Here is a 26,302-nt window from a genome sequence, read left to right on the forward strand (position 1 = left end):
AGTTTGAGGTTTTTTACTAAAAATTGTGTAGAAAAATCTTTTAAAAATCTTTTAAAAATATTTGTTAGAATTTTCTAAAAAATCTGGCGAAAGTCCTTGCTTTTATGAAAAAATAGGGTATAATGGTGAAAACACTATCTTTAAGGAGATTACTTATGAAATCGAAAAAGTGGCTCTTAGGAGCAGGTGCTGTCTTGAGTGCAGCTCTTCTGTTAACTGCTTGTGGGCAAAGCGAAAAGAAGGCTGATGCTCCCAAGACATTTTCTTATGTCTATGCAATAGATCCATCATCTTTGGACTACAGTGTGACGAGCAAGAGCTCAACTTCTGACGTTATAGCCAACGTTGTCGATGGCCTCTTGGAAAACGATAAATACGGGAACTTGATTCCGTCGCTTGCAGAAGACTGGTCCGTTTCTAAAGATGGCTTGACTTATACCTACAAACTTCGTAAGGGTGTAAAATGGTATACTTCTGAGGGAGAAGAGTATGCTGAAGTCAAGGCTCAGGACTTTGTTACTGGTCTGAAACACGCAGCTGATGGTAAATCAGACGGCCTCTCTCTCCTTCAAGACTCTATCAAAGGTTTGGCTGCCTACATTAGTGGTGAAAGCAATGACTTTTCTACTGTAGGAGTTAAGGCTGTTGATGATTACACGGTAGAATATACGCTCAACAAACCAGAAAGTTTCTGGAATTCTAAAGTTACAACTGCAACCATGCTTCCAGTTAATGAAGAGTTTTTGAATTCTAAAGGGAGCGACTACGGTGCGCCAACACCATCAAGCATCCTTTATAACGGTCCTTATTTCTTGAAATCATTGACTTCAAAATCAGTCATCGAATATGAAAAGAATCCAAACTACTGGGATAAGGACAATGTTAAGATTGACAACATCAAACTAACTTTCTATGATGGTTCCGACCAAGAATCTTTGATTCGCAGCTTTACACAAGGTGCTTATACAACAGCCCGTCTCTTCCCAACAAGCTCAAACTTTGAGTCAACTAAAAAAGAGTACGGCGATAAGATTGTCTACAGTCCACAAGAAGCGACAAGCTACTACCTCACTGTTAACGTAAACCGCCAGTCTTACAATAAAACGGCCAAAACGGACGAGGCTCAAAAAACTTCAACGAAAGAAGCTCTTCTCAACAAGAACTTCCGTCAGGCACTGAACTTTGCCCTTGACCGTCACTCTTACACTGCTCAGTTGAATGGTGAAGAAGGTGCGGACAAGATTATCCGTAATAGCCTAGTACCTCATGACTACGTTCAAGTAGGTGAAAAGACATTTGGAGAGTTGGCTCAGGCAGAGCTCGTTTCTTATGGTGACCAGTGGAAAGATGTAGCCCTTACAGATGGTAAGGATACGATTTACAGTCCTGAAAAAGCTAAGGCAGCCTTTGCAAAGGCTAAGACAGAATTGCAGTCCAAGGGTGTCACCTTCCCAATCCGTTTGGATGTTCCAGTTGAACAAACAGATGTAATCGCCGTTCAACAAACCAACTCACTCAAGCAGTCTATCGAATCATCACTTGGTACGGAGAATGTCATTGTCGATGTTCTTCAAATGACAGATAATGAAAAAATGAGCATTACGTCTCAAGCTAAGGTTCCAGCACAAAAAGACTATGACTTGAATGGAACTGGTTGGGGGCCAGACTATCAGGACCCAGCTACCTACCTAAACATTCTTGATGCTAAGAAGGGTTCTGCCCTTAAACACTTGGGTATCACCCGTGGAAAAGACCCAGAAGTGATGGCTCAAGTTGGTCTAGATGAATACAAGAAACTCTTGGATGATGCTGCAGCTGAAACTAGCGACCTTAATAAGCGTTATGAAAAATACGCTAAAGCTCAAGCTTGGGTGTCTGATAGCTCACTCTTAATCCCAGTAGCTTCTTCAGGTGGTTCTCCAACTGTTAGTCGTACTGTACCATTCTCAAAAGCATACTCACAAGTCGGAATCAAGGGAGACCCGTTTGTATTCAAAGGTTTGGAGCTGCAAAAGGATGTCGTGACTACAAAAGAATACGAAGAAGCTCTCAAGAAATGGCAGAAAGAAAAGATTGAAACAAATGCCAAATACCAAAAAGAGCTAGAGAAACACGTCAAATAGTCTATAAAAGAAAAGGAAGTTGCAGAAAATCTGTACTTCCTTTTTCTGATTTTGAGATACCAGTTGTCGTAAAACTAGTAACTTTACAATTTAGGATGGATTTGATAGAATATGTTTATGTTACAAGAAGTGACATAAAGGAGTGAATGATGAAAATGAAAAAAAGACTTATCGGAACAGGTCTTGTCTTAGCGACAGGGATTATGCTCTCTGCATGTGGACAGTCCAACACAGATACTAGCACTTATTCATCAACATTTAGTGCGAATCCGACAACTTTTAACTATCTTCTAGATTATTATACGGATAACACTGCCGTTATTACCAATCTAGTAGATGGTTTGCTGGAAAATGATAGCTATGGGAATCTAACGCCAGCTCTAGCTGAAGATTGGTCTGTTTCAGCAGATGGTTTGACCTATACCTACAAACTCAGAAGAGATGCCAAGTGGTACACAGCTGATGGAGAAGAGTATGCTCCAGTCAAAGCCCAAGACTTTGTTACTGGGATCAAGTATGCTGCGGACAACAAGGGGCAAGCCATGGATCTCATTCAAAATTCTATCAAGGGATTGAATGACTATGTGACGGGTGTGACTAATGACTTTTCGACTGTTGGTGTCAAAGCATTGGATGATTACACAGTCGAGTACACTTTAACTCGACCAGAGCCGTACTGGAATTCAAAGACAACCAATAGTATTCTTTTCCCAGTCAACGAAGAATTCTTGAAATCAAAGGATAAAGATTTTGGTACCTTGACACCAGACGGTATCCTTTATAATGGCCCATATTTGTTAAAAGATTTTACATCAAAATCGTCAATCGAATATGTGAAGAATCCACACTATTATGACCATGATAAAGTAACCATTGAAAAAGTTAAGTTAGCTTACTTTGATGGGTCAGATCAGGAGATGACGATTCGAAACTTTGAAAGTGGTGCTTACTCGATTGCGGGAGTCTATCCAAATAGTTCGAACTATGCTAAGACAAAAGAAAAATACCAAGACAATATCGTCTATAGCTTACAAGATAAGACATCTTGGTACTTTAACTTTAACGTCAACCGCAAGACCTATAACCATACTGCAAAAACATCAGATCAACAAAAGAAATCAGCTCAAACAGCTATCTTAAATAAAAATTTCCGTCAGGCTATCAACTTTGGTATTGATCGAACAGCCTACTCTGCTCAATCTAACGGTGAAGAAGCAGCGAGCAAAACCCTTCGTAATACTCTGGTTCCCCCAACATTTGTCCAGGTGGGAGATAAGACCTTTGGAGAAGTAACGGCTTCTAAGCTTGTGAACTACGGGACTGAGTGGTCAGGCATCAATTTGGCGGATGCTCAAGATGCCTACTTTAACAAGGAAAAGGCCCAAGCAAAATTTGCGGAAGCCAAAAAGGAATTGGAAGCCCAAGGGGTGACCTTCCCGATTCATTTGGATGTCCCAGTTGATCAAACCAATAAAAATGCGGTTTCTGGTATGAACTCGGTTAAACAAACCCTTGAAACAGTACTAGGTTCTGACAATATCGTCATTGATGTTCAACAGCTTTCGACAGATGACTTTGGAAATGTCGCATTTCTAGCACCCAATCCAGCAGCTCGTGACTACGACCTAAACTTTGATGGTTGGGTTGGTGATTACCAAGATCCATCAACTTATCTAGATCCATTCAATGCAGAAGATGGCTTCTATCTCAAGATTTTCGGTTTAGATGCTAAGGAAGATCAAGGACTGATCAAGAGTCTAGGATTAGATACCTATACAAAACTTCTAAAAGAAGCAGATGCTGAGAATCAAGATGTCGCTAAGCGTTATGAAAAATATGCTGAAGCTCAAGCTTGGATGATTGACAATTCTCTAGTCATGTCTGCGATGTCAAATGGTGGTACAGCCTCTGTAACTAAAGTAACTCCGTTTACACGTGCCTACTCTCTAGTGGGAATCAAGGGTGACGGAAATAACTATAAGTACATGAGATTACAAAAAGACCCTGTTACCAAGAAACAATTTGACGAGGCCAAGGCTAAGTGGGAAGAAGAAAGTAAAAAGGCTATCGAAAAGAGCCAAAAAGAATTTGAAAATCATATCAAATAAAAAGTTAAATAAGGTCTCTTGCAAGGGACCTTATTTTTGTTTGCTCAAGCTTCTAAATAATGAAAGCGGCCACTTCAAAATATAGCTAAGAAAAAAGGAATGAAAACGCTGAGAATTGTGGGAATGAATGGAATTTGTCCTACTTTTGTGATATAATTACTTTAATTATTATAGTATAGGGGAGTGTCATGACGAAACGTTCAAAGAGATCTCGCTCGGGGAAAGTAAAGCGAAGCGTTAACATAGCCTTGTTAGCTATTTATCTATTGTTGGCTGGCTTTTTATTGTTTTTGATTTTTAAATACCATATCCTTGCTTTTAGATATCTTAATCTAGTGGCAACTGCGTTAGTTCTACTAGTTGCCTTAGCAGGGCTGCTCTTGATTATCTATAAAAAAGCTGAAAAGTTCACCATTTTTCTATTGGTGCTCTCTATCCTTGTCAGCTCTGTGTCGCTCTTTGCAGTACAGCAGTTTGTTGGACTGACCAATCGTTTAAATGCGACTTCTAATTACTCAGAATATTCGATCAGTGTCGCTGTTTTAGCAGATAGTGAGATTGGAAATGTTACGCAACTGACGAGTGTGACAGCACCGACTGGGACTGATAATGAAAATATTCAAAAACTACTAGCTGATATCAAGTCAAGTCAGAATACCGATTTGACGGTCAACCAGAGTTCGTCTTACTTGGCAGCTTACAAGAGTTTGATCGCAGGTGATACCAAGGCCATTGTCTTAAATAGTGTCTTTGAAAATATCATCGAGTCAGAGTATCCAGATTACGCATCGAAGATAAAAAAGATTTATACTAAGGGATTCACTAAAAAAGTAGAAGCTCCTAAAACTTCAAAGAGTCAGTCTTTTAATATCTATGTGAGTGGAATTGATACCTATGGCCCGATTAGTTCAGTGTCGCGTTCAGACGTCAATATCCTGATGACTGTCAATCGAGATACCAAGAAAATCCTCTTGACCACAACGCCACGTGATGCTTATGTACCAATCGCAGATGGTGGAAATAATCAAAAAGATAAATTAACCCATGCGGGTATTTATGGGGTTGATTCGTCCATCCACACCTTAGAAAATCTCTATGGAGTGGATATCAATTACTATGTGCGATTGAACTTCACTTCGTTTTTGAAATTGATTGATTTGTTGGGTGGGGTAGATGTTTATAATGATCAGGAATTTACTGCCCATACAAATGGAAAGCATTACCCTGTAGGCAATGTTCATCTTGATTCAGAACAGGCTCTTGGTTTTGTTCGTGAGCGCTACTCCCTAGCAGATGGTGACCGTGACCGTGGGCGCAATCAACAAAAGGTGATTGTAGCTATCCTTCAAAAATTAACGTCGACCGAAGCACTGAAAAATTATAGTACGATTATTGATAGCTTGCAAGATTCTATCCAAACAAACATGCCACTTGAGACCATGATGAACTTGGTCAATGCTCAGTTAGAAAGTGGTGGAACTTACAAAGTGAATTCGCAAGACTTGAAAGGTACAGGACGTATGGATCTTCCTTCTTATGCGATGCCAGATAGCAACCTCTATATGATGGAAATTGACGACAGCAGCCTTGCATCTGTCAAAACTGCTATTCAAGACGTGTTGGAGGGCAGATGAAATGATTGATATTCATTCGCACATTGTCTTTGATGTAGATGATGGTCCCAAGTCAAGAGAGGAAAGCAAGGCCCTCTTGACAGAAGCCTACAGGCAGGGGGTGCGAACCATTGTCTCTACCTCTCATCGTCGCAAGGGCATGTTTGAAACTCCAGAAGAGAAGATAGCAGAAAATTTTCTTCAGGTTCGGGAAATAGCTAAGGAAGTTGCGAGTGACTTGGTCATTGCTTATGGGGCGGAAATTTACTACACACCAGATGTTTTGGATAAACTGGAAAAAAAGCGGATTCCGACCCTCAATGATAGTCGTTATGCCTTGATAGAGTTTAGTATGAACACTCCTTATCGCGATATTCATAGCGCCTTGAGCAAGATCTTGATGTTGGGAATTACTCCAGTCATTGCCCACATCGAGCGTTATGATGCTCTTGAAAATAATGAAAAACGCGTTCGAGAACTGATCGATATGGGCTGTTACACGCAAGTAAATAGTTCACACATCCTCAAACCCAAACTTTTTGGAGAACGTTATAAATTCATGAAAAAAAGAGCTCAGTATTTTTTAGAGCAGGATTTGGTTCATGTGATTGCAAGTGATATGCACAATCTAGACGGCAGACCTCCTCGCATGGCAGAAGCATATGACCTTATTGCCCAAAAATACGGAGAAGCGAAGGCTCAGGAACTCTTTATAGACAATCCTCGAAAAATTGTAATGGATCAACTAATTTAGGAGAAATGATGAAAGAACAAAATACGATAGAAATCGATGTATTTCAATTACTTAAAACTTTGTGGAAACGCAAGCTAATTATTTTATTAGTGGCGCTTGTGACAGGGGCGGGAGCTTTTGCTTATAGCACTTTTATTGTTAAGCCAGAATATACGAGTACCACGCGAATTTATGTAGTGAATCGCAATCAAGGAGACAAGCCAGGATTGACAAACCAGGACTTGCAGGCAGGATCTTATCTGGTAAAAGACTACCGTGAGATTATCCTTTCGCAGGATGTATTGGAAAAGGTAGCGACAAATTTGAAATTGGACATGGCAGCAAAAACGTTAGCTAGCAAAGTTCAAGTGACTGTACCAGCTGATACTCGTATCGTCTCAATCTCTGTCAAGGATAAACAACCAGAGGAAGCCAGCCGCATCGCTAATTCTCTACGAGAAGTTGCTGCAGAAAAGATCATCGCTGTAACGCGAGTATCTGATGTAACGACGCTTGAAGAAGCGCGACCAGCTACGACTCCCTCTTCTCCAAATGTTCGACGCAACACCTTGTTTGGTTTTCTTGGAGGAGTCGTCGTAACAGTAATTACTGTTCTTTTGATTGAGTTATTCGATACCCGTGTGAAACGTCCTGAAGATGTCGAAGATGTACTACAAATTCCACTTCTAGGGGTCGTTCCAGATTTGGACAAAATGAAATAGGAGGAAGTTATGCCAACGTTAGAAATCTCACAGGCAAAATTGGATCTTGTAAAAAAGGCGGAGGAATATTATAACGCTTTGTGCACGAACCTACAGTTAAGTGGAGATGATTTGAAAGTATTTTCTATCACTTCTGTGAATCCAGGAGAAGGAAAATCAACGACTTCCACCAATATCGCTTGGGCTTTTGCGCGTGCAGGTTACAAAACGCTGCTGATTGATGGAGATATTCGCAATTCTGTTATGTCAGGTGTCTTTAAAGCAAGGGATAAGATTACAGGACTGACAGAATTTTTATCAGGAACCACAGACCTGTCACAGGGGCTTTGTGATACCACTATTGAAAATCTCTTTGTGATTCAGGCTGGCTCTGTATCGCCGAATCCGACAGCCCTTCTTCAAAGTAAGAATTTCAGTACAATGCTTGAAACCTTGCGTAAATATTTTGACTACATCATTGTAGACACTGCTCCCGTAGGTGCCGTGATTGATGCAGCTATCATTACGCGAAAATGTGATGCTTCTATTTTAGTGACGGCAGCGGGTGAAACAAATCGACGGGATATTCAAAAAGCGAAAGAACAACTGGAACACACAGGGAAGCCGTTTTTAGGAGTTGTATTGAATAAATTCGATACTTCAGTAGACAAATACGGTTCTTATGGAAATTATGGAAAGAAATAAGTCGTGAAGTATATATAAAGATGCTTTTAGATTTACAATCAGAATTCTTGGAGACTGCTGAATTCAAATAATATTGATTTGAAATAAAATTTGCAAAAGAGTTTTTAATAAGGTGAGTTTCATAATTAGTGATTGAAATCATTCTCTTACTTCCACACTTGGAAAAAAAGGTAAATGAGAAATGTTTTTTTCATAATAAAGTTTTGATATGGCTAGTAGAGTGGTAATATTTTTAGCTTTATCTAGTAATACAATTAATTGTAATCATTTGTGTTCATACCAAGAAATATCAAGTGCTTGTTTTTGAAAATCATAAATGTTAGATAGTTTTTAAATTTCTACAGAGAGATTGTTTTGAGAGGTAATTTATGTATAGGAAAATAAAACGATTAGGGGATATTTTACTTTCTTTTATAGGAATAATAGTACTGTTTCCAGTGTTTATTATAATTGCAATCGCTATAAAGCTTGATTCAAAAGGACCAGTAATATTTAAGCAAAAGCGATTTGGACTTCATAAGGAATCGTTCTATGTCTTTAAATTTCGAACCATGAAGGTTGAATCGCCAAAATATGTGGCGACTCGAGACTTAGATAAGCCAGAACAGTGGATTACCAAGGTAGGTGCTTGCTTGCGAAAAACATCTTTGGATGAACTGCCTCAACTGTGGAACATTCTTGTTGGTGACATGAGTGTTGTAGGTCCTAGACCTGTGGCTATCAATGAACTTGATTTGATAAAAGAAAGAGAACAGTATGGTGCGAATGATATCTTGCCAGGATTAACTGGATGGGCACAAATTAATGGACGTGATAATTTATCAACAGAGATGAAGGCGGAAATAGATGGTTATTATGTAAAACATATGTCGTTAATAATGGATCTTAGATGTATCGTTAGAACAATCCCTTACGTATTAAAACGTAAGGGAATTGTGGAGGGTAGTGGTAAGAAAGAGTTGGATTGAGGCAATGAAAATCTTATTTGTTTGTCAACATTACAAGCCAGAACCTTTTAGGTTGTCAGATATTTGTGAGGATCTAGTTCAACGAGGGCACGAGGTGGCTGTTTTGACAGGGATTCCTAACTATCCCGAGGGAGAAATATATGCTGATTATCGTAAGAGAAAAAAAAGAAGAGAGACTATAGATGGTGTTACTATTTTTCGTTCATACACCATTGCTAGGAGGCAAAATACTTTATACCGTATATTGAATTATTTTAGTTTTGCTCTTTCTTCTACGATAGGTGTTTTATTTGGGCGCTATAAAGCGAAAGATGGCTCAGATTTTGATTGTGTCTTTGTCAATCAACTATCTCCAGTTATGATGGCTTGGGCTGGTATAGCTTATAAGAATAAGTACAATAAACCTACGTTTTTGTATTGCATGGATGTTTGGCCAGATAGTTTAATTGTGGGTGGGGTGAAGGAAAATGGATTGATTTACAAGATATTTGAATTTATTTCAAAAAAAGTATATCAAGCCAGTGATTATATATTTGTTACTAGTCTATCTTTTAAAGATTATTTTGTAAAAAAATTTAATATTCCTCTCCACAAAATTACTTACTTACCACAATATGCAGAGGATTTATTTGTACCAAATGAATCAAAAACGAACAAAAATGCTATCAACTTAACTTTTGCTGGAAATATTGGAAAAGCTCAGAATTTAGAGACTATTTTGAAAGCAGCCAGTGCAATAGAACAGATTCCCGATTTAGCAAAGAGAGTTCATTTTCATTTTGTTGGAGATGGTACGGAACTATTAAACATGCAAAAATTAGCATGTGAACTAGAATTAGAGAACACCTCATTTTATGGTAGACGTCCATTGGAAGAGATGCCGGATTTTTATATAAAATCAGATGCAATGCTAGTTTCTTTAATAGGCGACTCTATAATTTCTCGCACCTTACCAGGAAAGGTGCAATCTTATATGGCTGCTGGAAAACCAATTATAGGGGCGATTTCAGGAGATACTCAGAGAGTTGTAGAAGAAGCAGAATGTGGTTTCATAAGTCCAGAAGGGGATGTTGATCAGTTAGTGCAAAATATTCGTAAGTTTTGTGTGCTTTCTGTAGAGGAAAGAGAGAAACTAGGAAGGCAAGCTCGTTGTTATTATGAAGAGCAGTTTTTGAAAGAGCAGTTTATGACATGCTTAGAAAATCATTTAAAAGAGGGGCTTCTATCGTGAAGGTTTTAATGATTAATTCCGTTTGTGGTATTAGGAGTACTGGGAGAATTTGTACGGATCTCGCAACTGCTTTGACAGAAGAAGGATATGAGGTAAATGATTCATTGGCACGTTATGAATAATCGTAAGTAAAATAAAGTAGATGTGCGAATGTTTTGACAACAGTAAGGAGGAGGTATGGAAACCCAAAAGAAATTTGTTTATTTTTCTAATAGTAGTTTGCGTCTGTATGTTTTACTTGCAGCTATTGTCTTATCTATTTTGTCACAGACTCCCTATATCTGGAAGTTTAGTGGGATACCTACACAACTTCTGATTATGCCTTTCTGGATCCTGTTGGGAGTAGTGTCTATTTTTTCTAGAATTGACATGGAACGATCATTCCTATTTTTTTTATTAACAATAGGTTATTTAATTAGCACTATTGCTTTGTTAGATATAGTTACGGGAGTATCTTATGTCTTTAATGGTTTGTCTCAGCAACTCTATTTGGCTGTGGGAATTCTAGTTTTAGGCTACTGGAATGCTGATGTGATTGTTCATTATTGGAAAATCATCACCATGACTTTTTTGGGAGCATGTTTGCTGATTTCAGTGGATATTTATTTTCACTACTTTCAGGGACATAGTTTTTCAAATATTGATTATGTTTATCGAGCTAAGAATTCAGCGGCATCTATCTTTTTATCGGCAGTTATTCTCAACTTGTCTCTATATAATCGCAAGTGGGCACTGTGGAGAAAAGTATTGTTATTAGCTAGTAGCGGATTGCTGATTTACATGTGCATCCTTATGCGGTCACGAGCAGTTCTGTTAGCAACTGCAGTACTTCCGCTAGTTTATATATGGTTTCAGGAGACGTCTTTGGGTCATAAGATTGGACGGACATTAGGAGTTTCAACAGTAGTAGGTGCGTTTTTGCTCAATTCAGCTATTTATGATTTTTTTATCAATAATCTATTTTTAAGGGTCACATCTGAATATCGACCATCTAGTCTGACTTTGGACTATGTTTCCTCCAACCGTTTTGTGTATTTTGAGATCTTTGCTAAAGAAATTTCAGGACATGAATTAACAGGGATTGGTTATTATTATATGGATAATTTTTTTCTAGAGAGTTTTCTCAATTATGGTTATATAGTAGGGACTGCTTTTGTTTTAATAGCCCTGTCTCCCATGATTTATGCCCTCTTGCAACGTTCTTCTTCTCATCGTTTCCGCATGCTTTTTTTAGCCCTTGCTTTTTCTTATACTGTCAATGCCTTATTTGAAGGTTACGCGCCATTTGGTCCTGGTGCCAAGAGTTTTATTCTTTGGTTAGTTTTTGGTTGCCTTCTGAACACACGAATTGGAAAGGTTGGTGAACATTCTGAAACAAGCTAGTCTAAAGTGGAACTATGTGTTTAACCTTGCCAATAAACTGACCTCTTTGGTCATTCCACTTATTGTTACTCCTTATATTACTAGAGTATTTTCTTCAGATAGGTTAGGAATTTATACATATACCAATACGGTAGCTTCTTATTTTGTTACATTTACATTGATGGGGATAAGTATGTATGGAAGTAAGAAAATTTCTCTTAAAAGACATGATGAGATAGCAGTCAATGATGAATATGCTTCCTTACTGACTGTCCAGCTGCTTAATGTAGGTCTAGCCACGTTAACTTACTTTCTCTATGTGACCTTTTTTGTCAATAATAATCAAGTTATTTATTGGATCCAGATGTTGTATGTGATTTCTGCTGGTTTTGATATGACTTGGTTTTTATCAGGATTGGAACGTTTTCGTGAAATTGCTGTTCGAAATATCATTGTAAATGTCTTATCAGCCCTCATGATTTTTTTCTTTGTGCATACGGAGGCTGATTTGGCTATCTATACCTTAATAAAGGTAGGGACGATTTTTATCAGTCAGATTGTTATTTTTTTACCAGTCGTTCGGATGCAACGGTTTTATCTTGCAGGAGCTGAACATATTCGACGTACCTATCGAGGCTTGCTTTTGCTGTTTATCCCTGTTTTGGCAGACACCCTTTTTCAAACTATGGATAAGATCATGCTAGGTATCTATGCATCCTATACTGCTGTGGGTTTGTATTACTCAAGTAGGATGGTTACTGACATCCCGCAAACTGTCATTACTTCTCTCAATATAATCTTATTTCCACGAATAACACATCTTTTAAGTCAGAATAAAAGAGCTGAATCTAATAAACTTTTTTATCAGTCTTTTATCTTAATTATTGCTTTATCTCTAGCTACAGCTTTTGGAGTTAGTGCTATTGCTAGGGATTTTGTAGGTGTTTTTTTTGGAGCTTCATATGGTGCGGTAGCAGATTATGTGCCTAGTTTATCGATCTATATCTGCCTTGCTGCCTGGAGTGGAACGATACGTTACCAATATCTGATTCCTCATTCACTTGAGAGAGTCTATGTAGTAGCGATTATTTTGGGAAGTGGGATCAATCTAGTTTTAAACTCTCTCTTAATTCCTTCTTTGGGAGTGTACGGTTCCATTTTAGCTACTATTATATCAGAATTAGTGATTTGTGTTTACCAGACATATCCTATTCGAAAGGAAATTCCTCTTAAAGGATTGTTAGGATATGTGATCATTTTTGCAGGCTTGTCTTTTCTTATGTATCTAGCTCTTGGTTGGCTACGATTGTTATTGCTAGGACGCCTATCCACAGTATTGCTATTGGCAAGTGAAATAATATTTGGTGTCCTTGTTTTTACTATCGCAACTATAACCTATATTTATCTAGGTAACCCAATTTTATGGCAAGCTATTAAAAAATATATAGAAAGTAGGAAAAACGCATGATCTCTATCATTATGCCAGCTTATAATGAAGAAAAAAATATCGGAGCAGCTATTGCCAGTATTCAACAGCAAACCTATACGGACTTTCAGTTGATTATCGTCAATGATGGATCTACAGATGATACGGCAGCTATTGTACAGAAAAAAATCATGGGAGATGAGCGAATTGTCTTTTTGAATCCTGGAAAGATTGGCAAGGTACCAGCTTATAACTTGGCTTCACAGTATGTAAAAGGAGACTGGATATATTTTATGGGAGCGGATGACCAGTTGCCATTGGATGCCTTTGAAAAGTGGAACAAGGAGGCTCAAAAGTGGAATCCTGCTGAAAAGGTGGCTTTAAGAGCTCGCATGCGGATGGTTTCTGACTCCCACAAGTATGATGGATTGGTATTACCAAAGAAAAATACAGTTCGTAATTTTAGTGGACCTCTTACCTTGCTTTCAAAAGCGATGCACCGTTTTATCCTTCCTATACCTGAGGCCTATCCGAACGAAGATATTTGGTGGGGGCTATGTATTGAGTATTTCGGAGATCGTGTTTCGTTGATTGAGGATGTTGTGGTTTATTATCGTGTTCATGAGGGGAATTCTATATCCCGAACCTCAACTTTTGAACTTTTTAACGAGAAATATCATATCCGTCAGATTATCCGTCGTGATTTTTTAGAGAGATTTAGCAATCACTTAACAGCAGACCAGAAGACTAAACTTCAGCGTGAATTGAAACTAGAAGAAGCACGCTATAAAGGAAATAGATTGCCAATTCTTCTGATGCCAGGTATTTCTGCAGTACACAGACTTCGATTACTCTTTTTATCGGGTAGTCGTTCATATGCACTTAAAGTCAAATTGGATCGCTTTTTCTTAGGACATTAGAAGGGAGAAATAGATGTCGAAAAAAAAGATTGCTTATGTCACAAATAACATTGCTCCTTTTCGGGTTATGTTATTAGATGAACTTGCAAAGTATGCAGATGTTACTCTCTTTTATGTTCATGAAATTGAGGAGGGAGTTAAGGCTGAGTATGTTAGGCTGCGGCCAGTTCATGCTAAACTTCAATCAATCACAAGGTTAGGTCTATCTCGAACGTTTCAACAGTTGAAAGAGATGGATATGGTTTTCTTTGATGGCTATACTGGACGAGAAAAGATGCTCTTGATGAGTTATATGTGGTTGACAGGGCGTCCTTATGCTATTTCTGTTGATGGTATGATTGACCGTAAGTCCACCTCAATTAAGCAGAAACTGCTAGATCGAATTAAGTCCTATGCTTTAGGTAGGGCAAAATTTGTGCTTAGTACCAACCAGTCAACGGATGTGTGTATTCGGCGCCTGTCTCACAAAGCACGAATAAAACGGCACATCTTTTCGACTCTTTTAAAGGATGATATTAAAAAGATAGAAGTGGTGGATCTGAATACTATTTTTTCCAAATATGGTATTCAAAAAACTGAAAAAAATCTTCTTTTTGTGGGACGGTTTATCAAGGAAAAGGGAGTGATTGAATTGCTCTCATTTATGAAAGAGCAGAAGTCAGACCCCTCTATACAGTTAATCATGGTTGGGGGGACGAAAGAAGAATTAGAAGCTTTTGAAAAGGATCTACCATCCAATATACATATCATTCCATTTTTAGAAAAGCTTGAAATCTTAGAATTAATGAGAGCGGCAGATGTTTTTGTCTTACCGACCCATAGTGATACTTGGGGTCTAGTGATTGTTGAGGCCCTATCAGTGGGTATTCCGATTATTTCTACCAATCGTTGTAATGCTGCCTTAGAATTTATCAAGAATGGTAAAAATGGTTATCTGATGCAGGAATTGACTACGGTAGAATTAGCCAGTAAGCTGAATGCTACCTTGAGATTGGATGCTGAACAGGTCGCTCGCTATAATCAATGCTTGATGCAAGATTATAATTTAGAAGGTTCGGCAAAAAATCTTATGAGCATCTTGGAGGATAGTCATGTTTAATCCATCTTGTGCAATATTTATCATTAGTTGTGAGACTAATCAGCAGGTAGTCAATCTCCTCATCCAGTCCATACGTCAGCAGATTTCTCATACGGTATCCATTTATGTATCATCAGATGGCCCATTGTTAATCACGGATCCTAGCGTAAGGGTTTTGATTGGTCAGGAAGAAGTTTTTGGAGATCGTGTTGCAGCTGCTTTGGAACAAGTTACTGAAGAGCGAGTCATTGTTTTTTGTGATGACTTTATCGTAGAAAAACCAGCTAAAATTGAAGAATTAGAAGAACTACTGTCTCTGATGGAAGAGGATACAAGTATTGCTAGTATTGCCCTATCACAAATATCTGGAGGGAATACACCTGAGCGTATTGCTGAGCATTATATAAGACGCACGAAATGTGCCCCCTATAAGACAACTCTTCAATGCGCTATTTGGAAGAAGTCTAGTTTGATTCAATTCATAAAGGGGAGTCCCTCTCCTTGGGAATTTGAGATTTATCATAACTTTAAAACTTACCTGACGAAAGAGAAATTTTATGCTTTAGAGGATGATATGTTCCAACCTATCCCTTATAATAGAGGAAAGTTGATTATTCGAGGTAAAGTTGTTAAACCTGAAAAAGAACGTTTGGAGGAACTTTTGGGTTATTCATTAGATTTATCGGATTTCCCAGAAACGGAGTCTTTTGTCCAGGGGGAAAATCTTACTGTAGGCTATCGGTTGAAGAGAAAGATTAAATTGTTAGAAAAAGAAATTATTTATCGTTTGAAATCTAAAATAAAGAATAAGAAAGAATAGTGAAAAAGAAAGTTTATAATATTTGGTGGATGCAAAAGATTTAAAGATTGAGTTATCTTTATCTCTACACCTTTAAAAAAATATAGCTTTTCTTTTGGATAAGGTGTATGTTGAAATTCTCACCAATATTATCAGTCAGAAAAATATTGTAGTGCGTTATTTTTCATGTTGTTAAGCTTTAAATTTATTTAAAAAGCATTATGTTGAACATCATTATAGATAGGAGTAATAACTATGTTTACAAAGAAAACTCTCCTTATTACAGGGGGGACAGGCTCATTCGGGAATGCAGTTCTCAAACGATTTTTGGGAACAGATATTTCGGAGGTACGTATCTTTTCAAGAGATGAGAAGAAACAGGATGATATGCGTCATGAATTTCAAGCAAAAATGCCAGAAGTAGCTGATAAGATCCGTTTTTACTTAGGAGATGTGCGTGATTTAGCTTCTGTTAAAAATGCTATGATCGGTGTGGATTACGTATTTCATGCTGCTGCATTAAAACAAGTCCCTTCTTGTGAATTTTTCCCTGTGGAAGCAGTCAAAACTAACGTTCTAGGAACTGAAAATATTCTCACTGCAGCTATAGAAGCTGGAGTAAAACAAGTCATCTGCCTTTCTACAGATAAGGCAGCCTATCCTGTTAATGCGATGGGAACCTCTAAGGCTATGATGGAAAAGATTGCTGTTGCTAAGTCAAGGACGGTAAAAGAAGATCAGACAAAAATCTGTGTAACTCGCTACGGTAATGTTCTATGTAGTCGTGGTTCTGTGATTCCCCTATGGATTGATCAAATAAAGCAAGGGAATCCTATAACGATTACGGAACCTAGTATGACTCGTTTTATTATGTCCTTAGAAGAAGCGGTAGACCTAGTTCTGTTTGCTTTTGAAAAAGGAAAAACAGGAGATATCCTAGTACAGAAAGCACCAGCATGTACCATTGAAGTGTTGGCGCAAGCTGTTACGGAACTTTTTGCACCTAATCAAGATATTAAAGTAATCGGGATTCGCCACGGTGAAAAGATGTATGAAACGTTGTTGACTAATGAAGAATGTACGAATGCCATTGATTTAGGCGGCTTTTATCGTGTGCCTAGCGATAATCGAGATCTTAACTATGATAAGTATTTCAACGAAGGGGATGCCAAACGCAATCCCTTAACAGAGTTTAACAGTAGTAATACAGAACTCTGGAATGTCGAGCAGGTCAAGGAAAAACTCTTACTTTTGCCCTATATTAGGGAAGAATTAGCATCTTTAAATCAGTGAGGTATCCTATGAAAATAGCAGTAGCAGGGACAGGTTATGTGGGTTTATCTATTGCAATTCTATTAGCGCAATATCATAAGGTTATAGCGGTAGATGTTATTCCTGAAAAAGTAGAGCTTATCAATCGTCGCCAATCTCCCATTAAGGATGATGATATTGAAACTTATTTAGTGGAAAAGGAATTAGACCTAGTTGCAACATTAGATGGTAATGAAGCTTATCGAGATGCTGACTTTGTCATAGTTGCTGTTCCAACTAACTATGACAGTAAAAAAAATTATTTTGATACATCTGTTGTGGAAGCAGTTATTGAGCAGATTATTGCGGTTAATTTGAAGGCGACCATTGTCATAAAATCCACAATTCCTGTGGGATATACAGAAAGTCTCCGAACACGTTTTGGGCAAGTTAAGATTCTCTTTAGTCCTGAATTTTTACGGGAGTCTAAAGCACTTTATGATAATCTCTATCCTAGTCGAATCATCGTTGGAGCAGATTTGAGAGATACGGAGCAGGTAGTTCAGGCTGAGCGGTTTGCAACTCTTTTGCAGGAAGGTTCACTTAAACCTGATGTTGAGACTTTAATTATGGGTGTAACAGAGGCAGAAGCAGTCAAACTATTTGCCAACACCTATTTGGCTTTGCGGGTTTCTTACTTTAACGAATTGGATACCTATGCGGAGATGAAGGGATTGGACACTAAATCCATCATTGATGGAGTAGGGTTAGATCCACGAATTGGTAGCCATTATAACAATCCGTCATTTGGTTATGGAGGTTATTGTCTTCCCAAAGATAGTAAGCAGTTGCTGGCGAATTATCATGATGTACCACAAAATATGATGACAGCTATTGTAGAAAGTAACCGTACTCGCAAGTATTTTATTGCCGATCGTATTTTGAAAAAGGCGTTGGAGCTTTCAGACGGTAATCAAACAATCATAATAGGTGTTTACCGCTTAACTATGAAGAGTGGTTCGGATAATTTCCGTCAATCATCAATCCAAGGTGTTATAAAATGTTTAAAGGCCAAAGGTGTAGAAGTAATTATCTATGAACCAACCTTGGAAAATCAGAGCTTTTTCTTTGGTAGTCAGGTCGTCAATGATTTGGAATCTTTCAAGTCTAGTAGTCAAGTGATTGTTGCCAATCGTATGGAAAGTTCTTTATATGATGTATTCGAAAAGGTTTACACACGAGATATTTTTCAGAGAGATTAAGTATATGGAGGTATAAACATGCCGTTAAACATTTTAGTGACTGGGTCCAAAGGGTTTGTGGGGAAAAACCTCATTTGTACCCTAGAAGCTTTGAAGGACGGACGGGATAAGACCCGACCAGGATTGGAAATAGGGGAGATTTTTCAGTATGATCGCGATACAGATCCTGCTTTTTTGGAAGAATATTGTAAGAAGGCAGATTTTGTATTCCATCTAGCGGGTGTCAATAGACCTCAGAATCCTGATGAGTTCATGGAGGGGAATTATGGATTTTCTAGTATACTATTGGATACTTTGGAAAAGTATAGAAATACTTGTCCTATCTTACTCTCTAGTTCTACTCAAGCAAGCCTAGAAGGGCGTTTTACAGGTTCTGTCTACGGACAATCTAAACTAGCAGGGGAGGAGTTATTCTTCAAATATGAAAAGAGAACGGGAGCAACTGTTTTAGTTTATCGCTTTCCAAATCTCTATGGCAAATGGTGTCGTCCTAACTATAACTCCGCAGTGGCAACCTTCTGTTATAATTTGGCTCACGACCTACCTATTCAGGTGAATGATCCAAGTGTAGAATTGGATTTGCTTTATATAGATGATTTGATAATGGAGTGTTTGGCTGCTTTAGAGGGACATCCTCATCGTTGTGATTTAGAAGGTCTGCAGGTTTTGCCTAACCCATTGGGAACTTATTGTTACGTTCCAACAACTTATCGTACAACTTTAGGCGAAATTGTTACTCTATTAGAGACATTTAAAAAACAGCCCGATAGTCTAATTATGCCAGAAATTCCTCGTGGTTCCTTTGCTAAGAAACTTTACTCGACCTACCTATCTTATCTACCAGTAGATAAATTTAAGTTTCCACTCAAGATGAATGTGGATGAACGAGGTAGTTTTACTGAGTTGTTAAAAACAGAGGGAGCGGGACAATTTTCAGTTAATATTTCTAAACCAGGTATTACTAAGGGACAGCATTGGCATCACTCCAAGTGGGAATTTTTTATGGTTGTGTCAGGTCGTGCTTTGATCCAAGAAAGACGAATAGGGTTGGATGAGAACGGACAAGAATACCCTATTTTCAATTTTGAAGTATCAGGAGATAAGATCGAAGCTATACATATGGTACCAGGATATGCTCATAATATCATTAATCTTTCTGATACAGAAAATTTAGTTACGGTTATGTGGGCTAATGAATCCTTTGATCCTAACCATCCAGATACTTTTTTTGAACCAGTGGAGAAATAAATGAAGATTAGAACAGATTATAGCGATATTCGTTTCTTGAATAATGGCAGACTTAAGTTATTGATTGTTGTGGGGACGCGTCCAGAGATTATTCGTCTAAGTAGTGTTATTACTAAGTGTCGTAAGTATTTCGATGTGATTTTGGCACATACCGGGCAGAACTATGATTACAATCTAAATGGTATTTTCTTTGATGATTTAGGTTTGGATGCTCCTGATGTTTATATGGATTCTGTTGGAGATGATCTTGGTGCTACTATAGGGAATATTATCAATACTTCTTATAAATTGATGAATCAAATCAAACCAGATGCTCTATTGATTTTGGGAGATACGAATTCTTGTTTATCAGCTATTGCAGCAAAGCGTTTGCATATCCCAATTTTTCATATGGAAGCAGGGAATCGCTGTAAGGATGAGTGCCTGCCAGAGGAGACCAATCGTCGTATTGTGGATATTATTTCAGATGTCAATCTAGCCTACTCTGAACATGCTCGTAAGTATTTACATGAGTGTGGTTTACCTAAGGAGCGAACTTATGTGACAGGTTCTCCTATGGCAGAAGTCTTACATAAAAATTTAGCTGCTATTGAATCGTCAGATATCCATAAACGTTTGGGATTGGAAAAAGGAAAGTATATCTTACTTTCAGCGCATCGTGAGGAAAATATTGATACAGATAAGAATTTTATTTCACTCTTTACAGCTATTAATAAACTAGCTGTAAAGTATAATATGCCAATCTTGTATTCTTGTCATCCTCGATCTAAGAAAAAATTAAAAGAGAGCGGTTTTGAGTTAGATAAGCGTGTGATTCAGCATGAACCGCTGGGATTCCATGATTACAATTGCTTGCAGATGAATGCTTTTGCTGTAGTGTCTGATTCGGGAACTTTACCAGAAGAAAGTAGTTTCTTTACTAGTCAAGGTAATCCCTTCCCAGCTGTTTGTATCCGTACTAGTACAGAACGTCCTGAGTCCTTGGACAAAGCAGGATTTGTTTTGGCAGGAATTGATGAAAAGTCTCTTCTTCAAGCAGTTGAAACTGCTGTTAGTTTGCATGGAGATGGAGATTTTGGTCTTCCAGTTCCAGACTATGTGGAGGAAAATGTCTCTACTAAAGTTGTTAAAATAATACAGAGTTATACAGGTATTGTAGACAGGATGGTTTGGAGAAAAAGATAGAATGTTAAATTTCAAGTTTCAAGTTGGTTACTTGAGATAATTTCTCTAAGAGCTAGTCTTGTAGTTGAATATCTTTTTAGGATCATTGTTACTCCAAGATTATATTTGAGTGGCTGGTCTTCTAGTTACTGTTTTGCTTTTCTAGGAAATAATCTGCGGATAAGGCAAATGTGATTTTCATTAGTTTCTCTCCCCCATAAACAACAGGGATGAGTGTAGTGGGTGCTTTCTTCACCAAACGCTTCTGTAGGATTCCTAACAGGGCTTCATTGACAGCTTTTGGTTGGTCAGCTAACGAATGACCTCATATCTGCTTTGTTGATTGGTTAGGGATAGAAGCAAGCTTTTCCAAAAAAAGAGCCCAGTAATGTAACGATGAGATTTCTCCCCTGATTTCCATCGCTCAATGAATTAACGTTCAGTTATTATCAGTGGTTTACCTTTTGATGTATAATGATTTTGTATCTCTATGTTCTTCTACTGGTTTTGTAGCAACTGCAAGTTTAACATGGAGATATTTTTTGTACAATTAAATATGAATTTCATTTTAGAATGTTTGTCTTTTCAGAATATACCAAACTAACACAAAAATTCTGAAAATTCTGTTGACATCTTTTTGAAAAGGGTTTATAATGGGGGAAAAGTTTTTAAAGGAGAAAATGATGAAAAGTTCAAAACTATTTGCTCTTGCGGGTATAACTTTATTGGCATCTGGTGTTTTAGCTGCTTGTTCTGGATCAGGTTCAAGCGCTAAAGGAGAGAAGACATTCTCATACATTTATGAAACAGACCCTGACAACCTGAACTATTTGACAACTGGTAAGGCTGCGACAGCAGATATTACCAGTAACGTGGTTGATGGTTTGCTAGAAAATGATCGCTACGGGAACTTTGTGCCGTCTATGGCTGAGGATTGGTCTGTATCCAAGGATGGATTGACTTACACTTATACTATCCGTAAGGATGCAAAATGGTATACTTCTGAAGGTGAAGAATACGCGGCAGTCAAAGCTCAAGACTTTGTAACAGGACTTAAGTATGCGGCTGATAAAAAATCAGATGCTCTTTACCTTGTCCAAGAATCGATCAAAGGATTGGACGCCTATGTAAAAGGGGAAATCAAAGATTTCTCACAAGTAGGAATTAAGGCTCTGGATGATCAGACAGTTCAGTACACTTTGAACAAACCAGAAAGCTTCTGGAATTCTAAGACAACAATGGGGGTAATGGCTCCAGTTAACGAAGAGTTTTTGAACTCTAAAGGGGATGATTTCGCCAAAGGGACAGATCCTAGTAGTATTCTCTATAATGGACCATTCTTACTCAAATCGATTGTAGCCAAATCTTCTGTTGAATTTGCGAAAAATCCTAACTACTGGGATAAGGACAATGTCCATATCGATAAGGTTAAATTATCATTCTGGGATGGTCAAGATACCAACAAACCGGCTGAAGCCTTCAAGGATGGAAGCTTTACTATGGCACGTCTCTTCCCAACAAGCGCTAGCTACCCAGAGATTGAGAAATCATTTAAAGATAACATCGTTTATACCCAACAGGATTCGACTACTTATTTAGTAGGTACGAATATTGATCGCCAGTCTTATAAGTATACTTCTAAGACAACGGATGAAGAAAAAACATCAACCAAGAAAGCTCTTCTAAACAAAGATTTCCGTCAAGCTCTTGCTTTTGGTTTTGATAGAACTGCCTATGCCTCTCAAGTAAACGGTGCAAGTGGTGCGACTAAACTGCTTCGTAACTTGTTTGTTCCACCTACATTTGTTCAAGCAGATGGCAAAAACTTTGGTGAGTTGGTCAAAGAAAAATTGGTGACATACGGTGACGAGTGGAGCAACGTGAACTTGGATGATGCCCAAGATGGTCTCTACAATCCAGAAAAAGCCAAAGCAGAATTCGCAAAGGCTAAGACAGCTCTTCAAGCAGAAGGTGTGAAATTCCCAATCCACTTGGATATGCCTGTGGACCAAACAAACACAACAAAAGTTCAACGTGTGCAATCTTTGAAACAGTCACTTGAAGCAACTTTGGGAACAGATAATGTAGTTGTGGATATCCAACAACTTCAAAAAGATGATGTATTGAACATCACTTACTTTGCCGAGACTGCTGCTGGTGAAGACTGGGATATCTCAGATAACGTTGGTTGGGCTCCAGACTTTGCGGATCCATCTACCTACCTTGATATCATCAAGCCATCTGTCGGAGAAAATACAAAGACTTACCTAGGATTTGACTCTGGAACCAACAATGCTGCGGCTAAGCAGGTTGGTTTGGAAGATTACGAAAAAATGGTTGTGGAAGCTGGTGAAGAAGTGAATGACGTTTCAAAACGTTATGAAAAGTATGCAGCTGCCCAAGCTTGGTTGACAGACAGCGCCTTGCTCATCCCAACAACTTCTAAAACTGGTCGTCCAATGTTGTCTAAGATGGTGCCATTTACTCTTCCGTTTGCTTACTCAGGTAACAAGGGTACGAGCGAAGCCCTCTTGTATAAATACCTAGATGTACAAGATAAACCAGTGACAGCAGAAGAATACCAAAAAGCTCAAGAAAAATGGTTGAAAGAAAAAGAAGAGTCAAATAAAAAGGCTCAAGAAGATCTCGCAAAACATGTGAAATAATGAAAAAGAGCTGACGATAAGTCAGCTCCAGATTGGAGAAAAAGTCCATTTTGGACAATTTTCTTCAATCTTTTTCTTTTACTCAAGTCTGAGTAGCAGACAGATAGAATAGTGTATCAAACAAGCAAAAACTCCTGAGATTATACTGATCTCAGGAGTTTTCTTGTAATTATGGTTGTACTGGTTGGGGATTTTGTTGACCAGGGATGATATTTGATTGTTGCGTATTATTATTGTTAGGATTACTATTTGCGCTACTACTTGTGCTTGGAGAAGTTGCGCTTGATTGAGAAGTCGAACTCTCAGATGTTGAGCTAGAACTTTCAGATGTGGAACTTTGTTGAGTAGATGATGAAGGGGTCCACGTATTGCGTGCTCCATTCTTAAAGACAAATTCTCCGCTTCTGTAAAGGCCTTCAGGCATGGTCCAATCCCCTGGGTGATCATCAGTTGAGAGATAGGTCATCATTGAACGGTAGACCTTAGCTGCAACGTAGAAGCCATCACCAACGATAGGAGTAAGTCGGTTAGAGTAACCGGTCCAGACAGCCATTGAATATTTACGAGTATAGCCGACAAACATTTCGTCTGGAGCTACATAACCAGAGTTCTTGATGTATTTCTCGATTTCATCATCTGTATAGTTTGATGTACCAGTCTTACCAGCTTGTGGTAACCATGATAGGTAGGCACCACGACCAGTTCCGTAGGTTAGAACCGTTTTCATCATTTCTGTCATCATGTAGGCAGTAGTTTCTTTCATTGCCCGAGTACCAGGGTCAGAGAATTCTTTTGAGCTACCGTCACTAAAGACGACCTTGTTAACATACATCGGTTTACGGTAGATACCACCGTTTGCAAAAGCAGAATAAGCAGCAGCCATTTTCTCGCTACTTGCTCCATACTTTTTGTTAGATTCGGTTGTGTTACTTGAAATCGCGTTGGCATAGTGCATATCTGGATAGTCAATACCGAGTCCATTTAGGAAGGTCTTAGCACGATCTAGTCCAACCTTATTCAAAGTTTCAACGGCTGGGACGTTTCGTGACTGTTGAAGGGCATACTGTAATGTAATATTTCCAAAATAACCTCTATCCCAGTTATAAACAGGTGTGTTGGTGCCAGGATAGTTATATGGTACGTCATGAACGATAGAAGCAGTTGAGTCGTAGATGTCATACTCCAAGGCTGGCGCGTAATCTGTGATGGGTTTCATGGTTGAACCCCAGTCACGGTTGGTTTCAACAGCTTGGTTCATACCGAAGGAAACATTGCTTGATTGGTGACGGGCACCTAATTGAGCGATGACTTTCCCGTTTGTGACATCTACGATAGTTGAAGCCACTTGCAATTCATCATCTGGGTAATTAACATATTCGTCGGTATTGTAGATATCCCAGAGACGTTGTTGGACTTTAGGATCGACATTGGTATAAACTTCCATTCCCGTTGTCAAAAGGTTGTAGCCCGTTTCTTGTTCGACTTGGTCAATTACTTCTTTGAGGTAATTGTCCATATACGGAGGATAGCTATTAGCAGATTTTAGACTTTGAAGTCCGTCTGTAATCGGAGTGTTAATAGCTTTTTCGTATTGTTCGGCAGTAATGTAACCTTGTCCCTTCATCTCGGAGAGAACCAGATCTCGGCGTTCTTGTGCCGCTTCTGGATGAGAGTAGGGGTCATACTGATTTGGAGCTTGGGGCATTCCAGCTAGGAGAGCCAATTGTGGCAAACTTAAATCTTTGAGGTCTTTGCCATAGTAATTTTGAGCAGCTGTCTGCATTCCGTAGTTACCATTTGACATGTAGACCTTATTGATGTAGTAAGTTAGAATCTCTTGTTTGGTCGCTTTTTGTTCTAGCTGAAAGGCTAACCAGGCTTCCTGTGCCTTACGAGAAAGGGTCTGATCAGAAGTTGACGTAGAGAAATAGGTCAGCTTGATTAACTGCTGTGTCAAGGTAGAACCACCCTGAAGACCACCACCACCTCGAAGATTTCGTAAGGAAGCACCGAGGATACGAATGGTATCTATTCCTCGGTGACTGAAGAAACGATGGTCTTCAATCGAAACAATCGCATTGACCAGCTCCGTAGGGATTTCATTAGCCTGTGCATTGACACGGCGCTCTGACCCAAGATCAGCGATAAGTTCATCATTGCTGTCATAAATCTTACTAGAAGTCGTTGCGACTAGCTTGCTTTCGGATAGGGCTGGAGCCTTGCTCACATAGTAGAGAAAGAGGCCTCCGCCTAGCATAATAGCTGCGATAAATAAGGTCAAAAGGCAGATACTGACATACTTAGCTATCCGCAGGAAAGTTTGTTTGTTCATCTTGTTTTACCACCTAGTAAATGTTCTTTGATAACGTCGAGATAGGGAATTTGAGGAAAAGCGCCTTGTTCAATCTTATATCCATTTTCTCGAATATATCCAAGTGGCATTGACTTTTGTCCTCTATCTTGATGATAAAAACGAATCAAATCAATGGCCGGCAATAAGTAGGTTTCTTGCTGAGAAGAAAAGTGAAGGAGGACAAAGCAGATTCCTTTCTGGGCAAGAACTTGTTCCATATGCTGGATCTGATGGAGATGAAAATTCTTCATCGGAATCGCATGTTTTTGCCTGGTTTCCTTTGCTTCAAAGTCGATGTAGTATCCATCATAAACCCCTGAATAGTCAGTCGTTGAGGCCTGTCTAAAGTAGGCTTCAACGATCTTGGCTCGACTTCGTTGGGGATAGTCGACACGTACGATTTGGATGGGAGTCGGTTTCTTGTGAATAACTGCTAACCCATGCGACAAATAGTAGTCGTTCGTAGCGTTGATCATCTTTTCAAAAGACATTCCCCGATTTGCGAAATTTTTAGTTTGTGACGGGGGTAATTGTCTTTTCTGTGATGAAAGTTTATGTGGATAGTTGACCATAATTCTCCTTATTGGTACA

General features: G+C 38.6%; 20 protein-coding genes. 18 read left to right on the forward strand and 2 right to left on the reverse strand.

Features of this window, described 5'->3' with window-relative positions; translation table 11 throughout:
• Positions 1 to 155: 155 nt before the first annotated feature.
• The 18 genes from EJF26_RS08900 (at position 156) to EJF26_RS08985 (ending at position 23,358) form a co-directional block, all read left to right on the forward strand.
• The gene (locus tag EJF26_RS08900) at positions 156 to 2,123 is read left to right on the forward strand and encodes a peptide ABC transporter substrate-binding protein (RefSeq protein ID WP_000837389.1); all 1,968 of its coding nucleotides are present in this window, start codon (positions 156 to 158) and stop codon (positions 2,121 to 2,123) included.
• Between the two features lie 146 nt (positions 2,124 to 2,269).
• Entirely contained in the window at positions 2,270 to 4,231 is a 1,962-nt protein-coding gene (locus EJF26_RS08905) for a peptide ABC transporter substrate-binding protein (RefSeq protein WP_025168952.1), read from the forward strand.
• A 188-nt stretch (positions 4,232 to 4,419) separates the two neighbouring features.
• Positions 4,420 to 5,865 (forward strand): capsular polysaccharide--peptidoglycan transferase Cps4A, encoded by a 1,446-nt coding sequence (gene cps4A, locus EJF26_RS08910; RefSeq protein ID WP_000166970.1) that lies wholly within the window; start codon positions 4,420 to 4,422, stop codon positions 5,863 to 5,865.
• A 1-nt stretch (position 5,866) separates the two neighbouring features.
• Complete coding sequence (cps4B, locus tag EJF26_RS08915) at positions 5,867 to 6,598, forward strand: capsular polysaccharide biosynthesis protein Cps4B (RefSeq protein ID WP_000565365.1); 732 nt, start codon at positions 5,867 to 5,869, stop codon at positions 6,596 to 6,598.
• A gap of 8 nt (positions 6,599 to 6,606) precedes the next feature.
• Complete coding sequence (cpsC, locus tag EJF26_RS08920) at positions 6,607 to 7,299, forward strand: capsular polysaccharide biosynthesis protein CpsC (protein WP_000664157.1); 693 nt, start codon at positions 6,607 to 6,609, stop codon at positions 7,297 to 7,299.
• A gap of 9 nt (positions 7,300 to 7,308) precedes the next feature.
• Entirely contained in the window at positions 7,309 to 7,983 is a 675-nt protein-coding gene (locus EJF26_RS08925; RefSeq protein WP_001142538.1) for a tyrosine-protein kinase, read from the forward strand.
• Between the two features lie 368 nt (positions 7,984 to 8,351).
• A complete protein-coding gene (locus EJF26_RS08930) occupies positions 8,352 to 8,951 on the forward strand; it encodes a sugar transferase (RefSeq protein WP_000285943.1) in 600 nt (199 codons plus the stop codon).
• A 4-nt stretch (positions 8,952 to 8,955) separates the two neighbouring features.
• The gene (locus tag EJF26_RS08935; protein WP_004246602.1) at positions 8,956 to 10,182 is read left to right on the forward strand and encodes a glycosyltransferase family 4 protein; all 1,227 of its coding nucleotides are present in this window, start codon (positions 8,956 to 8,958) and stop codon (positions 10,180 to 10,182) included.
• A gap of 177 nt (positions 10,183 to 10,359) precedes the next feature.
• The gene (locus EJF26_RS08940; protein ID WP_000449881.1) at positions 10,360 to 11,565 is read left to right on the forward strand and encodes a hypothetical protein; all 1,206 of its coding nucleotides are present in this window, start codon (positions 10,360 to 10,362) and stop codon (positions 11,563 to 11,565) included.
• Positions 11,543 to 13,012, forward strand: coding sequence for an oligosaccharide flippase family protein (locus EJF26_RS08945; RefSeq protein ID WP_004246375.1), 1,470 nt, complete (start codon positions 11,543 to 11,545; stop codon positions 13,010 to 13,012). Before EJF26_RS08940 ends, EJF26_RS08945 begins: the two co-directional genes overlap by 23 nt.
• A complete protein-coding gene (locus tag EJF26_RS08950; protein WP_000623489.1) occupies positions 13,009 to 13,890 on the forward strand; it encodes a glycosyltransferase family 2 protein in 882 nt (293 codons plus the stop codon). Before EJF26_RS08945 ends, EJF26_RS08950 begins: the two co-directional genes overlap by 4 nt.
• A 13-nt stretch (positions 13,891 to 13,903) precedes the next feature.
• Positions 13,904 to 14,989, forward strand: coding sequence for a glycosyltransferase family 4 protein (locus tag EJF26_RS08955; RefSeq protein ID WP_000038217.1), 1,086 nt, complete (start codon positions 13,904 to 13,906; stop codon positions 14,987 to 14,989).
• Complete coding sequence (locus tag EJF26_RS08960) at positions 14,982 to 15,788, forward strand: hypothetical protein (protein WP_000483014.1); 807 nt, start codon at positions 14,982 to 14,984, stop codon at positions 15,786 to 15,788. The genes EJF26_RS08955 and EJF26_RS08960 overlap by 8 nt, the downstream gene beginning before the upstream one ends.
• A gap of 234 nt (positions 15,789 to 16,022) precedes the next feature.
• On the forward strand, positions 16,023 to 17,060 hold the full coding sequence (locus EJF26_RS08965) for a nucleoside-diphosphate sugar epimerase/dehydratase (RefSeq protein ID WP_000494439.1): 1,038 nt from the start codon (positions 16,023 to 16,025) through the stop codon (positions 17,058 to 17,060).
• Positions 17,061 to 17,068: 8 nt separating this feature from the next.
• Positions 17,069 to 18,280 (forward strand): nucleotide sugar dehydrogenase, encoded by a 1,212-nt coding sequence (locus EJF26_RS08970; protein WP_000685089.1) that lies wholly within the window; start codon positions 17,069 to 17,071, stop codon positions 18,278 to 18,280.
• An 18-nt stretch (positions 18,281 to 18,298) separates the two neighbouring features.
• Positions 18,299 to 19,528, forward strand: a complete 1,230-nt coding sequence (locus EJF26_RS08975; protein ID WP_001130553.1) for a capsular polysaccharide biosynthesis protein CapF — start codon at positions 18,299 to 18,301, stop codon at positions 19,526 to 19,528.
• On the forward strand, positions 19,529 to 20,713 hold the full coding sequence (locus EJF26_RS08980; RefSeq protein WP_000702706.1) for a UDP-N-acetyl glucosamine 2-epimerase: 1,185 nt from the start codon (positions 19,529 to 19,531) through the stop codon (positions 20,711 to 20,713).
• Between the two features lie 662 nt (positions 20,714 to 21,375).
• The gene (locus EJF26_RS08985) at positions 21,376 to 23,358 is read left to right on the forward strand and encodes a peptide ABC transporter substrate-binding protein (RefSeq protein WP_000842553.1); all 1,983 of its coding nucleotides are present in this window, start codon (positions 21,376 to 21,378) and stop codon (positions 23,356 to 23,358) included.
• Between the two features lie 169 nt (positions 23,359 to 23,527).
• Here the strand turns inward: EJF26_RS08985 and pbp1a are convergent, their stop codons facing one another.
• Entirely contained in the window at positions 23,528 to 25,690 is a 2,163-nt protein-coding gene (pbp1a, locus tag EJF26_RS08990; RefSeq protein ID WP_001041836.1) for a penicillin-binding protein PBP1A, read from the reverse strand.
• Positions 25,687 to 26,283 carry a Holliday junction resolvase RecU gene (gene recU, locus EJF26_RS08995; RefSeq protein WP_000248772.1) on the reverse strand — a complete coding sequence of 199 codons (597 nt, stop codon included), beginning with the start codon at positions 26,281 to 26,283 and terminating at the stop codon, positions 25,687 to 25,689. Before recU ends, pbp1a begins: the two co-directional genes overlap by 4 nt.
• Positions 26,284 to 26,302 lie beyond the last annotated feature (19 nt).

This window comes from Streptococcus oralis subsp. dentisani (assembly GCF_007475365.1).
GTDB lineage: Bacteria > Bacillota > Bacilli > Lactobacillales > Streptococcaceae > Streptococcus > Streptococcus mitis_AX.